At 34.7% G+C, this 18,358-nt stretch carries 19 protein-coding genes and 1 pseudogene; 13 read left to right on the plus strand and 7 right to left on the minus strand.

Going from position 1 to position 18,358, the window contains the following annotated elements:
- Positions 1-248: 248 nt before the first annotated feature.
- Genes Q0L29_RS13675 through Q0L29_RS13685 form a run of 3 tightly spaced genes read right to left on the minus strand, consistent with a single transcriptional unit; the run spans position 249 to position 4,017 of the window.
- A complete protein-coding gene (locus Q0L29_RS13675) occupies positions 249-1,316 on the minus strand; it encodes an ABC transporter ATP-binding protein (RefSeq protein ID WP_296622532.1) in 1,068 nt (355 codons plus the stop codon).
- On the minus strand, positions 1,297-2,964 hold the full coding sequence (locus tag Q0L29_RS13680; RefSeq protein WP_296622533.1) for an iron ABC transporter permease: 1,668 nt from the start codon (positions 2,962-2,964) through the stop codon (positions 1,297-1,299). The genes Q0L29_RS13675 and Q0L29_RS13680 overlap by 20 nt, the downstream gene beginning before the upstream one ends.
- 3 nt (positions 2,965-2,967) lie before the next feature.
- A complete protein-coding gene (locus Q0L29_RS13685) occupies positions 2,968-4,017 on the minus strand; it encodes a Fe(3+) ABC transporter substrate-binding protein (RefSeq protein ID WP_296622535.1) in 1,050 nt (349 codons plus the stop codon).
- Positions 4,018-4,153: 136 nt separating this feature from the next.
- On the opposite strand from Q0L29_RS13685, the gene Q0L29_RS13690 reads away from it, so the two are divergent.
- Positions 4,154-5,095 (plus strand): hydrogen peroxide-inducible genes activator, encoded by a 942-nt coding sequence (locus tag Q0L29_RS13690; RefSeq protein WP_296622537.1) that lies wholly within the window; start codon positions 4,154-4,156, stop codon positions 5,093-5,095.
- Between the two features lie 224 nt (positions 5,096-5,319).
- Here the strand turns inward: Q0L29_RS13690 and Q0L29_RS13695 are convergent, their stop codons facing one another.
- Complete coding sequence (locus tag Q0L29_RS13695; RefSeq protein WP_296622539.1) at positions 5,320-5,820, minus strand: hypothetical protein; 501 nt, start codon at positions 5,818-5,820, stop codon at positions 5,320-5,322.
- A gap of 556 nt (positions 5,821-6,376) precedes the next feature.
- On the opposite strand from Q0L29_RS13695, the gene Q0L29_RS13700 reads away from it, so the two are divergent.
- The 4 genes from Q0L29_RS13700 to Q0L29_RS13715 all read left to right on the plus strand — a co-directional run bounded on the left by Q0L29_RS13700 (position 6,377) and on the right by Q0L29_RS13715 (position 10,180).
- Positions 6,377-6,667 carry an SEC-C metal-binding domain-containing protein gene (locus tag Q0L29_RS13700; RefSeq protein WP_296622540.1) on the plus strand — a complete coding sequence of 97 codons (291 nt, stop codon included), beginning with the start codon at positions 6,377-6,379 and terminating at the stop codon, positions 6,665-6,667.
- Between the two features lie 69 nt (positions 6,668-6,736).
- Positions 6,737-7,546 carry a Cof-type HAD-IIB family hydrolase gene (locus Q0L29_RS13705; protein WP_296622541.1) on the plus strand — a complete coding sequence of 270 codons (810 nt, stop codon included), beginning with the start codon at positions 6,737-6,739 and terminating at the stop codon, positions 7,544-7,546.
- 49 nt (positions 7,547-7,595) lie between these two features.
- Positions 7,596-9,119 (plus strand): GH3 auxin-responsive promoter family protein, encoded by a 1,524-nt coding sequence (locus Q0L29_RS13710; RefSeq protein ID WP_296622543.1) that lies wholly within the window; start codon positions 7,596-7,598, stop codon positions 9,117-9,119.
- A 98-nt stretch (positions 9,120-9,217) separates the two neighbouring features.
- Positions 9,218-10,180: an SDR family oxidoreductase gene (locus tag Q0L29_RS13715; RefSeq protein WP_296622545.1), complete on the plus strand. Its 963-nt coding sequence runs from the start codon at positions 9,218-9,220 to the stop codon at positions 10,178-10,180.
- A gap of 78 nt (positions 10,181-10,258) precedes the next feature.
- Here Q0L29_RS13715 and Q0L29_RS13720 read toward each other — a convergent pair whose 3' ends face one another.
- A complete protein-coding gene (locus tag Q0L29_RS13720; protein ID WP_296622548.1) occupies positions 10,259-11,440 on the minus strand; it encodes a hypothetical protein in 1,182 nt (393 codons plus the stop codon).
- 39 nt (positions 11,441-11,479) lie between these two features.
- Positions 11,480-14,110: an AsmA-like C-terminal region-containing protein gene (locus Q0L29_RS13725; protein WP_296622549.1), complete on the minus strand. Its 2,631-nt coding sequence runs from the start codon at positions 14,108-14,110 to the stop codon at positions 11,480-11,482.
- Positions 14,111-14,353: 243 nt separating this feature from the next.
- Here Q0L29_RS13725 and Q0L29_RS17580 point away from each other — a divergent pair, with 243 nt between their 5' ends.
- The 8 genes from Q0L29_RS17580 to Q0L29_RS13740 all read left to right on the plus strand — a co-directional run bounded on the left by Q0L29_RS17580 (position 14,354) and on the right by Q0L29_RS13740 (position 17,967).
- A complete protein-coding gene (locus Q0L29_RS17580) occupies positions 14,354-14,665 on the plus strand; it encodes a cryptochrome/photolyase family protein (protein WP_367275791.1) in 312 nt (103 codons plus the stop codon).
- On the plus strand, positions 14,628-14,879 hold the full coding sequence (locus Q0L29_RS17585; RefSeq protein ID WP_367275792.1) for a cryptochrome/photolyase family protein: 252 nt from the start codon (positions 14,628-14,630) through the stop codon (positions 14,877-14,879). Before Q0L29_RS17580 ends, Q0L29_RS17585 begins: the two co-directional genes overlap by 38 nt.
- A gap of 114 nt (positions 14,880-14,993) precedes the next feature.
- A complete protein-coding gene (locus tag Q0L29_RS17590) occupies positions 14,994-15,194 on the plus strand; it encodes a hypothetical protein (protein WP_367275793.1) in 201 nt (66 codons plus the stop codon).
- Positions 15,195-15,374, plus strand: a complete 180-nt coding sequence (locus tag Q0L29_RS17595; RefSeq protein WP_367275794.1) for a hypothetical protein — start codon at positions 15,195-15,197, stop codon at positions 15,372-15,374.
- A gap of 30 nt (positions 15,375-15,404) precedes the next feature.
- The gene (locus tag Q0L29_RS17600; protein WP_367275795.1) at positions 15,405-15,581 is read left to right on the plus strand and encodes a hypothetical protein; all 177 of its coding nucleotides are present in this window, start codon (positions 15,405-15,407) and stop codon (positions 15,579-15,581) included.
- A 13-nt stretch (positions 15,582-15,594) separates the two neighbouring features.
- Positions 15,595-15,825, plus strand: coding sequence for a hypothetical protein (locus Q0L29_RS17605; protein WP_367275796.1), 231 nt, complete (start codon positions 15,595-15,597; stop codon positions 15,823-15,825).
- 212 nt (positions 15,826-16,037) lie between these two features.
- Entirely contained in the window at positions 16,038-16,751 is a 714-nt protein-coding gene (locus Q0L29_RS13735) for a hypothetical protein (RefSeq protein ID WP_296622552.1), read from the plus strand.
- Between the two features lie 196 nt (positions 16,752-16,947).
- The gene (locus Q0L29_RS13740) at positions 16,948-17,967 is read left to right on the plus strand and encodes an alkaline phosphatase D family protein (protein WP_296622554.1); all 1,020 of its coding nucleotides are present in this window, start codon (positions 16,948-16,950) and stop codon (positions 17,965-17,967) included.
- A 172-nt stretch (positions 17,968-18,139) separates the two neighbouring features.
- Here Q0L29_RS13740 and Q0L29_RS13745 read toward each other — a convergent pair.
- Positions 18,140-18,358 (minus strand): annotated as a pseudogene (locus Q0L29_RS13745) (DNA polymerase III subunit delta); the annotation flags it as partial.

The following is an 18,358-nucleotide window of genomic DNA, read 5'->3' on the forward strand; positions in this document are numbered from 1 at the left end:
TAGGAAAAGCTTTTCCATATAATCCAATATACTGCGTTATCTTCCCTCGATATAGCCCGCTATATCTTCTCAAAGACGCCTTGTCTATTGAATTATATGAAAATCTGAATTTACAAATTAGAGTCGAACTCAGGTTAATAAGTACTACCTGAGAAGCTTTTTCATTTTAGTTAATTTCAGCGCTAGCTTACCCGTTAGTGATTAATACCTGGCGCGCGTTGCGTAGCAAAACGTGTGCAAAACAAGTTTTAACTCACCAAACCAGGATACCAACAAGTATCCAAAACATGAATTTTAGAAGGATTGAATCTCAGAAATATATTATCTTCTTTATCAAAAAGTATTTTTTCGTGGGCGTGAATGACCACATGGGTTTCTGCACCTATATCGGCATGAACTTGCTGATGGTCCCCAAAATATTGCGCAAGTACTACCTTAGCAGGAAAAGCTCCTTCTTGTTCTTCAGTAAGAATTTCAATGTTTTCAGGTCTGATAGCGATTAAAATTTGCCCCGTTTTATCGGTTTTTGCTCCCTTAATTTCTCCGGCTTTCAATTTATAAGTACCATTTTCTGCCGTGGCATTCATGGCATTTATTTTCCCAAAGAAGCTAGCCACATATAGGTTTTTAGGAGTTTCGTATAATTCTCTTGGAGTTCCGACTTGCTGGATTTTTCCATCTTTTAAAATGGCTATTCTGTCTGCTGATGAAAGTGCATCGCGCATATCGTGCGTAACAAATAAGGCAGTGGCTCCAGCTTTTTTAATGATACTTCTGACTTCTTCTCTAACCTGATCTTTCAATACAGCATCCAAATTACTAAAAGGCTCATCTAATAAGATTAAGCCCGGATTAGGTGCTAATGCTCTGGCCAAGGCCACTCTTTGCTGTTGGCCACCTGACAAATGATGTGGATATCTGTTTTCATAACTGCTCAAGCCCACCATGTCGGTTATTTCTCTTACTCGATCATTCAAATTAGGAAATTGACTTTTGGATAAACCAAATTTTATGTTTTCTGCTACGGTTAAATGTGGAAATAATGCATAATCCTGAAAAACCATTCCGATTTTTCTTTTTTCAGGCTTCATACTGAAATTGTCGTCTACTACTTTATCTCCATTTATTAAAATTTGTCCTGCATCGGCTTCTTCAAAACCGGCAATTAAGCGTAGTAAAGTAGTTTTACCACTACCGCTTTCTCCAACTAAAGCTAATAATTCGCCTTTATTTACGGTCAGACTAGCATTATTAACCGCGTATTGAAGCTTTTTACCAAATCTTTTATGTAAATTTTTAATTGATAATACTTCCATCAGCTTTTGTTGATTTCATTAAGCGGTTTAAAATAATAATAGGTATCGTTCCAATAACGATAATGATAAGCGAAGGTGTTGCCGATTCGGCTATCATTTCATCACTTGCCAATTCGTAAGCTTTGGTTGCTAAAGTATGAAAATTAAAGGGTCGTAAAATTAAGGTAAGCGGTAATTCTTTCAAAATATCCACGAAAACCAAAATTCCGCCTGATATCAATGCACTTTTTATTAAGGGTAAATTTACTTTTAAAAGAGTTTTGAAGGAGCCTGCACCCAAAGAATAGGAAGCTTCGTCTATGCTGTCACCAGTTTTCTTGAAAGCAGCCTCAATTGGGTTTAAAGAAACCGTTAAAAAGCGGACAACATAAGCGAAGGTAAGTGCGAAGATTGTACTGCTAAAGATCAAACCTATTTTCATATTGAAACTTCCTTCCCATGTGTCGATTAAAAATTTATCTAATCCCAATAATGGGATCATGATGCCAATGGCAATCACTGCACCGGGAATTGAATAGCCTAAAGCTGCAAATTTTGCGAGTAGATTAAAAAATCTATTCTTATTTACTTTCACTGCGAATAAAATTATCACTGAAAAGCCCACACATAAAACAGCTGCCAATAGCGCAAGTCCAAAGCTATTGGCCATCAAAATCAGAAAATCGAAGTCAATAATTTTCTTTATGGTTTGGAATGACCATAAAATTAATTGAAAAACGGGGGCAATAAAACCTAAGAATAGTGGAATAAAGCAAACCATCCAGGCGAAAAACTTTTTCCATCCTTTTAGTTGATATCTTTTCAGTTGCCTGCCAATTCTGGCGCCTTCATCAAATTTCACTTTTCCTCTTTGCAATCTTTCCGTCATTATCATGATGAAAATGAAGCCCATCAAAATCCCGGATAGGTTAATAGCTGAATTTGGGTCACCAAAAGAGAACCAGGCTCTGAAAATACCAGTTGTAAAAGTGCTGATGCCATAATATTTTACTGCGCCATAGTCATTCAGTACTTCCATCATCACTAAGGAAAGTCCTCCAATTATAGCCGGTCGGCTGATGGGCAATGCAATTCTAAAAAATGTTCTCCATGAAGAACTGCCTAGAATTCTTGAGGCTTCCAGTAAAGTAGCCGATTGGCTCATAAAGGTGGACCGAGCTACTACATAAACATAAGGGAATAAAACCAGCGACATCACCACAGCTACTCCCCAAAAATTCATAATATCAATATATACTAAATCCGAAAATCCAATATCTCTGAGGAATACCTGAATAGGACCAGTATAATCGAAAATGCCTGCATAGGTGTAAGCAGCTATATAGGTGGGGATGGCTAGAGGTAGGATTAGCATCCATTCGAATTGTCTTCGGAATGGAATTCTACAGGTACTGACAATCCATGCAGAGGCAACCCCCATGAGCAGGGTGAGTATGCTGACGACTATCACCAAACCGATTGAATTGAGAATGTAATCAGTCAGTACGGTATCAACTAGATGACCCCAAACACTGTCTGTAGTTTCGTCAAAAAGCTTAAAGAAAAGGGTATAAATAGGTAAGCCAATAATCAGCACCAATGCAATTAATGCAAAGGACCAACCATTGGCATACTTTTTAAATTTTAAAATTGACTTTAGCTTACTCACAAATTATTTCCAACCCGCTCTGTCAAATATTTTTACTGCTAAATCATTATTTTCACCTAATACAGAAAGATTTAAAGTATCTCTTTTGAAATCTCCCCACTCTTTTAAAGTTGGAGCCCATTCCACTTTTTCATTAACTGGATACTCATAATTTACACCTGCAAATACTTTTTGAGCTTCTTCAGAAACTAAAAACTCGATAAATTTAACTGCATTTTCTTTGTTTGGTGCATGCTTTGCAACACCCGCCCCACTAACGTTGATGTGAGTACCTCTTCCGTCCTGATTAGGGAATAGAATTTTAACCGCCTCTGCAACTTTCACTTCTTCTTCACTTGAAGAATTTAACATTTTCCCCAAGTAGTATGTGTTAGAAACTGCAACATCACCTTCTCCTGCGTAAACTGCTTTAATTTGATCTCTATCGCCACCTTTTGGATCTCTAGCCATATTTTCCACTATAGAATTTGCCCAGGCAGAAGCAGCTTCTTCTCCATTGTTGGCAATGATCGAAGCCAATAATGATTGATTGTAGATGTTGGAAGAAGAGCGTATTAATAATCTTCCTTCTATTTCAGGATTAGCCAAAGACTCATAAGTTGAGATGTTCTCAGGGCTGATTTTTTCAGGATTATAAACGATTACCCGACCTCTGATTGTCAAACCAAACCATTGATTATCTACATCTCTTAAATTTGAAGAGATTGTGTTGTTTAAGATTTCAGATTCAACTGATTGTAATAGATCACCTTCTTTTGCTCGGTGTAATCTACCCGCATCTACTGTTATTAAAACATCAGCTGGAGAATTTTCTCCTTCTAATGTCATTTTTTGAATTAACTCATCGGCATTGGCGCTCACTACATTTACTTTAATGCCAGTTTTCTCCTCAAAATCTTTGAAAAGTTTCTGATCAGATTCATAGTGTCTATGAGTATAAACATTTACTTCTTTGCTTTCTTCACTGGCTGATTCGCCTTCTTTATTGGAAGAGCTTTGAGAGCAAGACCACAGCATGCTTATCGCTAAAAGCGTTAAAATTATATTTCTCATTTTATTTGTGTTTTTAATATTTCGAGGGCAAATTTAATCATAATTGGATTAATTCTAAATAATAAAGCTAATATTTTGCTGCAAATCTTTAAATTGCAATCATAATTGTTTTAAGCTTTAAAAATTCCCTGAATCAATGAAGGCCACCATTTCTCAACTCGAATATATCATTGCACTGGATACCTATCGCCACTTTGGGAAAGCCGCTGAGAACTGCTTTATTACTCAGCCTACCCTTAGTATGCAAATCAATCAATTGGAGGACAATCTGGGGGTCAAGATTTTTGATAGAAGCAGACAGCCTGTTGTTCCAACCGAATTAGGTGCCATGATTTTAGAACAGGCTCGAAAGGTAGTGAACGAGGCTAAAAAAATGGAGGAGATCATAGAAGACCAGAAACTGGAAGTTTCGGGTACTTTGAAAATAGGCGTTATTCCTACAATTGCGCCCTATCTGTTGCCACTATTTGCCAAAAGTTTCATGAATAAATACCCTTCTATTCATATTCAAGTGCAGGAATTATTAACCGAAGACACTTTAGCGAAAATTAAATCTGAAGCTATCGATGTGGGCATAGTGGTGGGCCCTCTAAATGATAGTGCCTTCAGGGAAATCCCCATTTATTATGAGAAATTTTTAGGTTATGCTCATAAAACTGACTTGGAACCGGCTGATAAACCCATTTCTGGTAAGGATTTAGAAAATAGCGAGCTTTGGTTGCTCAATGAAGGCCATTGTTTTAGAGAGCAAGTGCTGAATATTTGCCAAAACAGGAATTTCGATAACGTATTGAACTATCAAAGCGGTTCTTTAGAGGCTTTAAAGAGAATGGTGGATAAGCAAGGAGGAGTAACACTTTTGCCAGAATTAGCTACTTTTGATTTGTCTGCGGCAGACGCCAAAAAGCTTAGAATTTTCAAAAAGCCTACACCTTTCCGAGAAGTCAGCTTAGTAATGAAAAGAGATTTCTTGAAAAGAAGGATTATTGAAGCCTTGCAAAAAGAAATAGTCGATCATCTTCCTGAACACATGAAGCAAAGGGAAGAAAACGAAATTCAGGTTATTAATTGGAGGTAGTTGAAAAAAGTGAAATAATTTGTTACGGTTTTACACTCTTTAATCACTGGTTTTCAAAAGGTAAATAAATTTCTGTGAAGTATTTATGCCACTCATTAATAGTCAATAACTCTCACTTGATGCATAGCGAAAAATTTATAAAACAATAACAACAAGAAAAAAGGCAATGCTTTTCAAAACATTGCCTTTTTTAAACTACTGATTTTAACACCGTAAGACTGAACTTACTGTATATTTATTGCCAAGTCATTGTTCTTAATATCAAATCCAAAATCTTGGTATATCTTTTTAACATGTAGGTTATAGTCAAGTAAAGCATTGGAACTTTCCTCTCCTGCTATTATTATCAAGCTCTCGGTATCCGGTTGTTGAATGGCTAAATTCATATCAATCAATTCAAATACTTCACTTACTTTTTGCTTCTCCCATTTAGTTCCCATAAAGAAATAGTATCCAGTCGCACCATCTGCTACATAAACCATTTGATTAAAAGCGGCATCCTCTAAAGTCTGTAAATCTTCAGTGCTCACTTTAGGGATAATGATATCAAAATCAGAATTAGCAAGCTGCACTACCATTGAATTATTGATCTTATCTACATCATTTTTTAACAATGTGCTTTGAGCATTTGCTTTTAAAGTTAAACCAAATAAGGTGATCAATACGATTATACCTATAAGAACATATTGTTTAACTGGCTTAAGGATGTTAGGATACGTTTTCATGGCTTTCTGTTTTAAATTATACTCAAATGTCACTATAATATTGTCTGTATACATTAGCGCAATGCTGAAATTGTGATTAGGTGATTTACGTAAAGCCCTTTTTTAATTTCCATAAAAGGGGGTAGGGAATACGCATAGAAACCTTATAAATTATGTAGCGCTTTAAAGGCGTTAATCCGCTTAACTGCTACTGGAATGCTGCTCATAATAATCGATCGGATGCTTTTGGTTCAAAAGGAAATCTATAGCATTTGATCTATTTGTGATTTCAATGCTTGGTTTTAATAAAAATCCTATCAAAAAAATACTTTGTATAGGTCAGACATTTCTGTTGTGTGGTTTAACGGTTGGAACCGTCTAATCGCTATTTTGTATAACTCCCTACTACTGTGAATAGCCATTCCTATTTTATCGGTCTGCTGGTTTTCCATCTTAAGCTAATCAAAACTACTATGTCAATCAATTTTTTATAAAATGAAGTTTAATGAAAAGCCTAATAACTCAGTAACTTTTCTAAATTTTTCGTAAATTAAATTCAGAATAAATAGTAATTCTTATGAAGAAGGAAATAGGAAGAAATGATCCGTGTCATTGTGGTAGCGGAAAGAAATATAAAAATTGCCATATGGGTGCAGCATCATCCGGCATTAACAACAATAAAAACCTCTTATATATTGCCATTATGGTGGTTATTGTTGCGATAGCAGGATTTTCTGTTTACTATAATGCGCAACAAAGCCCATCACAAAACAGAAATTCACAAAGCGGTCCGGTAGCACAACCACCGGGCGAAGCACCTCCCGGTAAAGTTTGGTCATCCGAACATGGACATTGGCATGATAAATAAGCTGGCGGATTGTTTTGAACCGATTCAAAAATAGTAGTTTTGCGTTCCTAATGAATTAAGCGCAGAGATATGTTCAAGGCAATTTGTACAGATATTGACGGAACCCTTTTAAATCCGGAAAGGAATTTATCGAAAAGAACCATTGACATCATTAAAAGTATTAAAGATGATGTGTCAGTGATTTTGGCTTCTAGCCGAATGCCTGCTGCTATGCGACATTTGCAAGAGACTTTGGATATAGCAGATCAACCTCTGATTTGCTATAATGGAGGCTATATTATTTCGCAAAGAGGAGGGGTTAGAGTTTTGGATTCAGTGAAAATTCCTTTTTCTCTTTGTGAGTTCATTGCCAAATGGAGCCATAACAAAAATTTGCATGCTGGCTTTTATTTGGATGATGATTGGTTTGCCCCCTATGATGATCAATGGACCAAAAGAGAAATCAATAATACTAAAGTTCAAGCTTCCATTTTCTCAGGGTTAGATTTAATGGAAAGCTGGAAATCTCAGGAAAATGGCGCTCATAAAATTATGTGTATGGGCGAACCTAAATTGATTGATAATTTGGTTGCAGAATTGTATTCCATGGATGCTCCTTTGCATCTTTACAGATCAAAAGATACTTATTTAGAGATTGCACCTTTACAAATTTCCAAGGCAAGTGCTCTAAATAAATTACTGCAAAATGAGCTTAAGATTGATATGAAAGATGTCATTGCTTTTGGAGATAATTATAATGATATCGAAATGTTGAAGGCGGTTGGCTGTGGAGTAGCAGTTGGAAATGCAAAAGACGAAGTGAAAAAGATAGCGGATGAGATTACGCTGCCCGGTAAAGAAGATGGGGTTGCCGCAACCCTTGAGAAATATTTTGGTTAAAAGAAGAAGTATTACTTCTACATATTAATTTTTCACTTAAAATATTTTCATGGAAATCATCAGTAATATTATAAAGGCAGCAATTGAAGTTGGTAGCAGAATAAAAACTCATGATTCGCCCATAGAGGCTCAACAAGAAACCTTAAAAGAGCTGCTTAACAAAGCAGAAGATACTGCTTTTGGAAAATATTACGGATTTGAACTCCTATTAAAGGAAAAAGATTTTGCTAAAAAATTTACTGAAGAAGTTCCCTATCATGACTATGATGATATGGAGTTTTGGTGGAAAAAATCATTAGAAGGAAAAGAGGATATCTGTTGGCCTGGCAAAGTGAGGCATTTCGCAGTTAGCTCAGGCACAACCGGACATAGCAAGCATATTCCTGTTACAGATGATATGTTAGAAAGCATTAGAAATGCAGGTATTCGGCAAGTATTAAGTCTTTCTAATTTTAAAGACTTACCTGAAAGCTTTTTCAAAAAGCAAATTTTAATGTTAGGCTCCAGTACTAATTTAGATAAAATTGATGGTCATTTAGAAGGAGAAATCAGTGGAATTAGTGCTTCGAATATTCCTAATTGGTTTCGCAATTTTTACAAGCCAGGAGAGGAAATCAGCAGTATTGACGACTGGGATGATAGAGTAGAAGCTATTGCTAAGGAAGCAAAAAATTGGGATATCGGGACAATTTCAGGTATTCCTTCCTGGATAGAGCTGATGTTGCAAAGAGTAATAGAATATCATAATGTAGATTCAATTCATGATATTTGGCCGAACCTGACTGTTTACACCTCAGGTGGAGTGGCGTTGGATCCTTATAAAAAGAGTTTTGAGAAATTATTTAGTAAACCTGTTCAGTATATTGATACCTATCTGGCATCAGAAGGTTATTTAGCTACCCAAACCCGACCTGATACAGATGCTATGCAATTGTTATGCGATAATGGGGTTTATTTTGAATTTGTGCCTTTTGAAGAAGATAGTGTTTTAGAATCAGGGAAAATTAATCCTGAAAAGAAGGCAGTAGGTATTTCCAAAGTAGAAGAAGGTAAAGAATATATTTTATTGATTTCCACAGTCAGTGGAGCATGGCGTTATATGATAGGCGATACTATTAAATTCACAGATGTTTCAAAAACAGAAATCAAAATTACCGGAAGAACAAAATTCTTTTTGAATGTGGTAGGTTCACAACTTTCAGTTAATAAAATGGATGATGCCATTGAAAGCCTTAATGAGAATTTTTCTTTAAATATTAAAGAATTCACAGTTGCGGCAGTGAAAGAAAATGAAGAATATATTCATCATTGGTATTTAGGATTGGATGAAGTTAAAGATAGTCTTGATGAGGAAGCTATCCGTGAGCATCTGGATGAGCATTTGAAAAACAGTAATAAGAATTACAAGGTAGCAAGAGACAAAGCATTGAAAGACGTGAAAGTAAGCTTAATTTCAGCTGATAAATTTTTAGAATGGAATGATACCAATAAACATAAAGGAGGTCAAGTGAAAATGGCCAAAGTGATGAAAGAAGATGCTTTCAGAGAGTGGCAAGAGTTCGTGGAGGAGTAAGCTCCAAGTTATTTTTTCAATAGTTAAAGTTTAACACTCATTTCTAAGCCTAAATGAACATAGTTCTTATCTTTGCACTCACATAATCTTATTACAGCATGTCGCAAAAGAAAATCATAATTACAGGAGGAGCAGGATTCATTGGTTCAAATTTAGTTGAAAAATACTTGAATGATGATAGAGTTGAAAAGGTAAGGGTAATTGATAATCTCTCTAACGGATACTATAGCAATATCGAAGAATTTGAAAATCATCCGAAGTTTGAGTTTTTCCAAGAAGATATTTGCGATTATGATAAAATGCTGGAACTCACCAAAGGCTTTGATCTAATCAGTCATCAAGCAGCCTTAGGTTCTGTTCCAAGATCTATTGAAAACCCCATGCAAAGCACTAAAGTCAATATAGACGGGACAGTGAATATTTTGTATGCAGCAGTTCAGAATAACATTGATAGAGTGGTGTTGGCTTGTTCTTCCAGTACCTATGGAGACAGCCCAAATTTACCAAAACAGGAAGATATTATTGGAAAACCATTAAGTCCTTATGCAGTAACCAAATATGCTGTTGAGCTTTATGCTGAAGTATTCCAAAAGACCTACGGATTGAATTTTGTTGGGCTTCGCTATTTTAATATTTTCGGCCCGAGACAAAATCCTGATAATCCTTATGCAGCTGTAATTCCTATTTTCTGTAAAGCTTATATTCATGGTAATGAGCCAACCATCAATGGAGATGGAGAAACCAGCAGAGATTTCACATTTGTGGAAAATGCTGTTCATGCGAATGATTTAGCGCTTTTTACTGAAAATAAAGAAGCCTTAAATCAGATCTATAATGTAGCTTGTGGCGATCAGATGAGTTTGAATGATATGATAGGCTTGTTGAAAGATATCAGTGGCAATAATCTAGATCCCAGCTATGGGCCTGAAAGACCAGGTGATGTAAAGCACTCCAAAGCAGACATTTCTAAAATAGAAAATCTTTTAGGCTATAAACCACAAGTTAGGTTCAAAGAAGGCTTGAAGAAGGTCTATGCATGGTATGAGAAAATGGGTTTTTGATACCTGCCTGCGGGTTGACGGTTTTTTACCGTCCAATCGTTATTCAGTATATAGTTTTGTTTTTTTAATACCTGATAATTAATATTTCACTAACCTATATAAATAGAACCTTACAAAATCCTCCTCTTTTTCAAAGTTCTCCTTTCTTTGAAACCATAAGCCTTCATCATTCACAATAAAGCCTTCAGTAGAAGCATTTTCAGGAAATTTAAGATTTGCCAATTGCTGATGGGTTATTTTGTCAAGAATTAAAATCTGAGAATGGTATTTTTCCCTCAGTTTTCTATAGCCTAATTGAAAATCATCAGGATACTGCTCTTTAACCTCTTCAACTTCTTCTTGTGGGATTCCTGGACTATAATTTATTATAATATTTTTACCTAAAATTTCAATTTGTCTAATGGCTGAGATGTCACCTCGAAATGTAACACTCCCTTTATTGAATTCATTCAATGGAAAGCCTTCTATGGGCAAATGCATTTTAACATCTAAATTTATTGCCGTATCAGGCGAGAGGCTAAAATCAGCATTTAGTGAATATTGGTATAAGATTGGCTCACCAGCAAAAGCTAAATAAAATTTCTGGTTTTCAAGATGGGCAACAGGATCATAATCAGAAGAAAAGTAAGCTTTTCCAGCTCGAAAAATACTGCTATCAGGAATTTGACCTAAATTATAGGAAATGTCTTTACCTATTTGCACTAATTCAATGCCTTTGAATTTTTCATAATATTCTTCCTCTCCAGGATAGCTGTCAAAATTTCTTAGAGTGTTGAATAGCATAAACTCCTCTCCATTGGCTTGGGTGAATTTGATGTTCCTTCCAATTAAGCCTGCCATTATTCCAGCATTACTAGGCGCTGGACTTTTTTGCTTTCGAATTAATTTCCCTTTTATATCAAAATAAAAAATTCCGTTCATTCCGTATAATACAACTTCTTTGGAATTTCTTAATCCAGGCAAACGGAATAGAAAACCAGGATTATCAGGCACATCTTCATTTTTAGAAAATCTCCCTAAAATTTCACCCTCTCTATTGATTGTGATATATTCCTCTGATGCCCAATTAAGAAACAAAATTCTATATCCTCTTTTGCTTACTCCCGCAAGCAAAGGGTCAGCGAAAATATCAACACTAACTGAATCTTTTATTTTGAGTGATATATTTTGCTCATTTTTACTTTCTGTATGTTGAGAGCCATAACAAGCATACAATAAAAGTAGGGATACAAAAATCCCTACATATAAAAGTGGTTTCATATTTTATAATTTTATTAAAATTTCAGAACACCAACCAAATCATCGCCCATCTCCAAACATGTCTTTCAACTTATTTTTGGCTTTGTCTTTCAGCTTTTCTTTTTCTTCCTCAGCTTTCTTTCTGGCCTCTTCTTCAGCTTTCTTTTTCAATCTTTCCGCTTCTGATTTTGCACTGTCTTTTGCTATTTGAATTGTAGCCTCTGCTGAGTCTTTCAGTAGTTTTTTGCCTTCATCTATTTTATCACTTAGTTGATCTTTCACAGATGACGTAATAGAACTTCCTCCTTCGGTTGTTGTTTTTCCTAATCCAATTTTTGGGTCATCATAGGTACCTCTGATATTGAAGTTAAGATTTACAGAATTACCAACGGCATTTACATTACTACCTAATAAATCAGATATAGCAGAATTGGCTGCTTGACCGATGCTTCCGGTTGGAACATTTAATTGTAAATTATAAGCAAGATCTCCTTCCAAACCGGTGCTGCCGTCAATAGTGGCTTTATATTTCCCCATCTTTACATCAAATGGTTCTACGCTCAATCTTCCATCATTAATTTCAGCCTGTACCCTTACATCATCAAGCACTACTTCATTGGTATTATCTAATTTTGAAAGAGAAGTAACCCCTTTGATTACTTTAGAGTCTTTTACTGCGGCATTCACAATATTGATAACCCCACTACCGGATAAGGTAGAAAAGTCTGGCATCATCTCTTGTGTTAATAATCCGTTTATTGAAAAATCTGTGCTGAATTTACCCTCCATTTTTTGAGCGATCGGTACAAACTTTTGCACAGTTATCACATTTTTATATGTTTCCGGGATACTCAAATTTGAAACGTCCAATCGGAAATCAAATTTAGGATCATATTCATCTTGGCTATTATATAGACCTGTCATTTTAATATAACCATCCAGCATATCCACTTTCAGAGGATCAAGCGTCAAGATTCCGTCTTTCACTTTTATTTGACCTACCGCATTTTTCATTATGAAATTATCGTAAGTGATTGTTTGTGCTGTAGCATCAAAGATGAAATCAATGTCTTTTGGAATTACAACTACTTCCATGGCGGTAGTATCTTCAGAAGTTTCATCTTCTTCTGATACTCCCATCATTTCATTAATATCCAATAGAGTGGAAGTCAATTTCATATTTCCTTTGATTACCGCACTGTCGTCAATGGCATAAGCGATGTAGTTGCTCAGGCTTCCATTTAAGCTGAAGTCACTTTTACCATAGTTTCCTTTTAGTGTGGTTAGATTTATTGATTCAGGATTGAAATCCATAACAGCATTTGATATGATAAAATCTGGAGCACCTTTCTCGGCATAAGAAAAGTTTTGCATTTTAAGATCGCCTGTGGTTTGCAGTTTGGAGTAATCCTCATTTTCCACATCTGCATAAGAACCCTTAGAATTTATATTAGCATTGATAATTCCACCCATTTTGAAATCTTGAGAAGGTTCAATTGAAGAGATAATATCTAAATTAAGGGCGCCTTGCATGCTTAAATCCCAGCTTGGAGAATCAAAATTATTAACCTTTGCCTTGGCAGTAAATCGGTCTTTGTCAATAGTCAATCCGAAATCTTTTACTTCCAGAAACCCATCTGACATATCGCCCGATTTGGATTCGGCATGCATTTCCATTGCGATTTTTTCAACTGGAAGCGGAACATCCGGAGATTTCACAAAAGCATCTCTCACCACCAAATCTACTGCAAAACCAGGCATGCTTGTTTCGTTATAAATTCCTTTTACAAATCCTGAAAAATCAAATTCACCCTTGGTTTCTAGATCTTCAAAACCATCAGCATACATACCGGGCACTAATGATAGAATATTTTTGAATTCAGTATCAGTGGTAGCAAAGTTGATGTCCATTTCATAATCATCGGTAGGCATGGCAAAAAAGCCATCAAAATTTAAATGAAACTCATTCAATGTTGCTTTAGCATCTTTAAAAGTAAATTTCATGCTGTCTAAATCCATTCCCAAAAACAAATCAGCTTTTAGAGTTTTATGGGCCACATATACATCACCATCATAGGCAAAAGAAAAATCTTCTGCTGTAGTTTGTGTCTGCATATCAAATACAGTCTGGGTAAAATCGCCATTTCCCTCATGATTTACACCTATAAGAGAAATCGCCACATCACTCATTTGATCATAATAATTGATTCTGCCATTTATGATTTCCCAATGGTCAATTCCAAGTTTTATCTCTTCATCTGATGTGGTTTCTTCTTCGGCATCTTCAGAAGGGTAGGTGATGTCATAATTTGCGGAGCCGTCTTCTAATACCAAAATATTAATTAGAGGTTGATCCAACATAATACCTTTAATATTTAATGGATCTCCTTTAATAATGGCAACTATGTCCATTTCAACTGAAAAATCCTTTGCAGCAAATAAGGTATCACCTTCAAAAGTGTCATTTCCTGTGATAGAAAAATCCCGAACACCTAAGGTCAGATTAGGAAAATCTGATAACAAAGAGATGTCAATTTTAGAAGGGTCGAAATTTACCTGTGCATTAATGGATTTATCGATTTCTGTCTGAACCGCAGAAACTATTCTATCTTTAAATAGAATAGGGACTAAAACGATGGTCAAAACAAAAAGTGCGATTATGCTTCCTAGGATGATTAATAGCTTTTTCATAATTTAATCTTGCTTTTATACTAAGTAAATTTATAAATAATAACGATAGGAAAAGAATAAGGTGTGGTATTCAATTAATATTTTAGGATTAATTCCATTAATCTTTCTTTATTACAATTATTGCATCTCTTTTATTAACAATTACTAAATCATGAAGTTGATATTTAAATAGAAATTATTGAAAAGACCTTACGGCTAATTTTAGGTGATCAACTAAATGAAAGACATTTCTGGTTTTCAGAGGTGAATAAAGATGTGGTTTATGTGATGATGGAAATGCGTCAGGAAACCGACTATGTTACCCATCACATTCAAAAAGTAACTGCTTTTTTTTCTGCGATGAGAGCATTTTCAGATGAGATGAAAAGTAAAGGTCATGATTTCATCTATTTAAGAATAAATGATGCTAATAATGAGCAGTCTTTACCAAAAAATATTAAGAATCTTATCAGTGAGCATAGTTTTAAGCATTTTGAATATTTGTTGCCCGATGAATATAGGTTAGATAGACGAGCAGTTGAAAGAACTATGCGAAGAGATTTCTATTTCTACTAATGCAATCGATACAGAACATTTTCTCACCCAAAGAAATGATATAGCAGAGTTTTTTAAAGGTAAAAAACAATTCCTGATGGAGAACTTCTACAGGAAAATGAGAAAAGATTATGATATTCTCATGAATGGAAAAGATCCTGTGGGGGAAAAATGGAATTTTGATCATGATAACCGGAATAAGTATAAAGGAGAAGTTCCCATTCCACCGGCTTAAAGCTATAAAACCGATGTTTCTGAAGTAGTAGAAGATATCGAAAGTGCTAAAATAAAGACTATTGGAAGTATTGATAAAGATAATTTTCACTGGCCGATTAATAGAAAGCAGGCTTTGCAATTTGCTCGCTATTTTTGCAGAGAATTACTACCTTATTTTGGTACTTACCAAGATGCTATGCATACGGAGGAGAAATTTTTGTTCCATTCCAGAATTTCATTTGCATTAAATTCTAAATTGATTAGCCTAAAAGAGTTGGTAGAAAAGATTATTGAAGCCTGGGAAGAGGACAAAGATAAAATCAATATAGCCTAGGTGGAAGGTTACATTAGGCAAGTAATTGGCTGGCGTGAATATATGCGTGGGATTTACTGGGCGAAAATGCCTGAATATGCAACAAAAAATTACTTCGAACACGAAAGAAAACTTCCTGATTTTTACTGGACAGGTGAAACCAAAATGAAGTGCTTGGAGAAATCCATCAAACAATCCTAATCGGAAGCTTATGCTCATCACATTCAGCGCTTGATGGTAACAGGGGATTTTGCTTTAATTAATATGACCGATCCAGATGAAGTCAATAAATGGTATCTGGGAATTTATATAGATGCCATTGAGTGGGTAGAGATAACCAACACACGAGGTATGAGTCAATTTGCAGATGGTGATTGTAGGTTCAAAGCCTTATCTCTCCAGTGCTAATTATATGCATAAAATGAGCAATTACTGTTCTAATTGCCATTATGACCATAAAAAGAAAACGGGTGATAAGGCCTGTCCATTTAATAGTCTGTACTGGAATTTCTATAACACACATCGTGATAAGCTAGAAAAAAATCAGCGTGTTGCCATGATGTACAGAACGTGGGATAAGAAATCTAATGATGAAAAAGAAGAGTTGTTAACACAAGCAGATTATTACCTTAAGCATGTGAATGATTTATAGAAATTGGTTAAGGGCCAGTATAAAAAACTAACAGCCAGTAGCTTAAAAAGATTTAATTTCATCTTTTATATTACCTTTTTATTATTTTTATTAATTAATTGTTAACTTTATGTAATGCTTAATCGTTATATGTTAACAATTCGTTAATATTGAAACTAGTCTTAACACCATATCGAAACTATTTAAAAGTCATCCTTTTCGGTTTGATAATAATGATTTTGAGCCTTCCTTCTACAGTGAATGCTCAGAATTTTAATCCGAAGAATGAAGAATTATTGAATGATATTGCTTTCATATCTTCCGTTGAAAAATTTGAGAATCATATTCAGTGGAATAGTTTGGTAAGAAAATTGGAAAGAAAGGCTGGTACTGATGCCGAATATTTTTTGGAATATCTTTTTTATAAAACACACCAAAAGCTTTTAAAGGAATACAATAAGGGGACAACATTTATTAATTTGTTGGAGTCGGGAAGTTATGATTGTGTTTCCGCAAGTATCACCTATTCTGTTTTGTTGAAATATTTTGATATTGAGCATAGTATAATTGAAACTGATTATCATGTTTTCATTATTGCTAAAGTGAATAATCAAGAATTTATATTGGAAACTACTGATCCTCGAAATGGATTTGTATATAATGCAGAAGAAGTAAAAGAATTTAAAGCAGATTTTTTACCTGATGTTAATTCTTCTCAACTGAATCAAAATGAAGCTATTGGTAATTTAGTATATGGTCAAGCAAATTCTAAGACCATTTATAAAGAAATAAGCTTAAGACAATTAAGTGCTTTGCAATTCTTTAACCAAGGCTTGATAGCTATTGAGAATAACGATTACAGATTGGCATCCAGAAGATTACAGCAAGCCTTAAATCTTTATGATTCAGAAAGAATCAATATGTTATTTAAAATAGTAGCTCCTTAATTATAGTCTATCTTATATGCACTTAAAACCTGTCAGGTTTTGATTTACAAGATTTTTAACCTTCAATTTTATAAAAGTATAAAGCTATTCTTAACCCCCTTTCTTCAAATTATCAAAAACTTAATCTTATTAGAAAGGTTTTATTTTATTAATCTTATAAATTAGCAATCTGACAAAAAATAAACGCACTATAATTATGCGAAAGCTAATACTTCTACCAATACTCATTACATTAACTTTTTCTTCCCTTTTTGCTCAAGATCAGATCTTTGAATTTGAGGATAAAGAGACTTTGACCTTAGCATTTGGTTCTTGCAATCGCCAAAATTTAGAACAGCCTTTATGGCAACCCATCATGAACCATAATCCAGATTTATTTATGTTTCTGGGAGATAATATTTATGGTGATACAGATGATATGCAAGTCTTAGAAGAGAAATATGAAGTACAAAAAAATCAAGAAGACTACAAAAAATTAAGATCTGAGATGCCTGTAATAGGTGTATGGGATGATCATGATTATGGTAAAAATGATGCTGGAAAAGAATACCCATACAAAGAAGAGAGTCAAGGGTTATTCTTGGATTTCTTTGATGTTTCTGAGGATGATAAAAGAAGAGATAGAAAAGGTGTTTATTCTTCATATGACTTGAACTGGAAATCTCATACGATCAAAGTGATATTGTTGGATGCGAGATATCATAGAGATGATTTAGAGCGTATTAATAGAGTATATCAAAAAAATGAAGAGGGAGCAATATTAGGAGAGGAGCAGTGGGCTTGGTTGGAAGATCAGCTGTCCGATGAGAAGGTTTCTTTATTTATAATTGCTAGCGGAATTCAATTTATACCTGAAGATCATGATTATGAGAAATGGGCAAACTTCCCACAGGAAAGGCAAAGACTATTTGATTTGGTACAAGAAAAGCAGCCTGAAGGAACCTTGTTTTTAAGTGGGGATAGGCATATAGCAGAAATTTCAAGCATGCAAGTAGAAGGTTTAAACTATCCATTAATTGATGTAACTTCAAGTGGATTAACTCATGTATGGGAAAATGCCCCACAAGAGCCCAATCAACATAGAATTGGAAAGTTAGTAAATGAGCTAAATTACGGTTTAGTGAAGATAGAAGAAACCGAAAACGGTTTAAGAGTGGTTTCGGAAATTAGGGGTAAAGACCAAGAATTGTATCAGATCTTCGGCATGGTTTACTGATTTATAAACCTCTTTTTTTTAACCACAATGTTCACAGAGTTTTACACTGAGTTACACAAAGAGAACTGTTTTTTTATTTATGATTAAGAATTGTTTCAATTTAAATAGGGCTTCTGCTCAGTGTACTTTGCGATATTCTCTGTGTATCTCTGTGGTTAAAAGAAAAAAAGCCTTAGGCTTTCCGTCTTAAAATAGCAGATAATTGTAATGAAACATTAAGTAAAGTCATTTTGGCACTGGCATTTCTTTCTAAATAATAGATTGCTTTATTGAGGATTTCATTCATTTGAGCTATTTTTTCCAGGCTTAAGGTCTTGCTGAATTTCATTACAAATTGCTCATGTTCATCAGGAACTCTCATCAATTCGGTGCTTTGCATTAAGGCTACCAA

This window comes from Marivirga sp., assembly GCF_024636815.1.
Classification (GTDB): Bacteria; Bacteroidota; Bacteroidia; order Cytophagales; family Cyclobacteriaceae; genus Marivirga.

What these genes read in the sequence shown, in the direction of transcription:
- Q0L29_RS13675 (WP_296622532.1), bottom strand. Translation starts at nt 1,316, where the DNA reads ATGGAAGTATTATCAATTAAAAATTTACATAAAAGATTTGGTAAAAAG.
- Q0L29_RS13685 (WP_296622535.1), bottom strand. Translation starts at nt 4,017, where the DNA reads ATGAGAAATATAATTTTAACGCTTTTAGCGATAAGCATGCTGTGGTCT.
- Q0L29_RS13690 (WP_296622537.1), top strand. Translation starts at nt 4,154, where the DNA reads ATGAAGGCCACCATTTCTCAACTCGAATATATCATTGCACTGGATACC.
- Q0L29_RS13695 (WP_296622539.1), bottom strand. Translation starts at nt 5,820, where the DNA reads ATGAAAACGTATCCTAACATCCTTAAGCCAGTTAAACAATATGTTCTT.
- Q0L29_RS13700 (WP_296622540.1), top strand. Translation starts at nt 6,377, where the DNA reads ATGAAGAAGGAAATAGGAAGAAATGATCCGTGTCATTGTGGTAGCGGA.
- Q0L29_RS13705 (WP_296622541.1), top strand. Translation starts at nt 6,737, where the DNA reads ATGTTCAAGGCAATTTGTACAGATATTGACGGAACCCTTTTAAATCCG.
- Q0L29_RS13710 (WP_296622543.1), top strand. Translation starts at nt 7,596, where the DNA reads ATGGAAATCATCAGTAATATTATAAAGGCAGCAATTGAAGTTGGTAGC.
- Q0L29_RS13715 (WP_296622545.1), top strand. Translation starts at nt 9,218, where the DNA reads ATGTCGCAAAAGAAAATCATAATTACAGGAGGAGCAGGATTCATTGGT.
- Q0L29_RS13720 (WP_296622548.1), bottom strand. Translation starts at nt 11,440, where the DNA reads ATGAAACCACTTTTATATGTAGGGATTTTTGTATCCCTACTTTTATTG.
- Q0L29_RS13725 (WP_296622549.1), bottom strand. Translation starts at nt 14,110, where the DNA reads ATGAAAAAGCTATTAATCATCCTAGGAAGCATAATCGCACTTTTTGTT.
- Q0L29_RS17605 (WP_367275796.1), top strand. Translation starts at nt 15,595, where the DNA reads ATGAGCAATTACTGTTCTAATTGCCATTATGACCATAAAAAGAAAACG.
- Q0L29_RS13735 (WP_296622552.1), top strand. Translation starts at nt 16,038, where the DNA reads ATGATTTTGAGCCTTCCTTCTACAGTGAATGCTCAGAATTTTAATCCG.
- Q0L29_RS13740 (WP_296622554.1), top strand. Translation starts at nt 16,948, where the DNA reads ATGCGAAAGCTAATACTTCTACCAATACTCATTACATTAACTTTTTCT.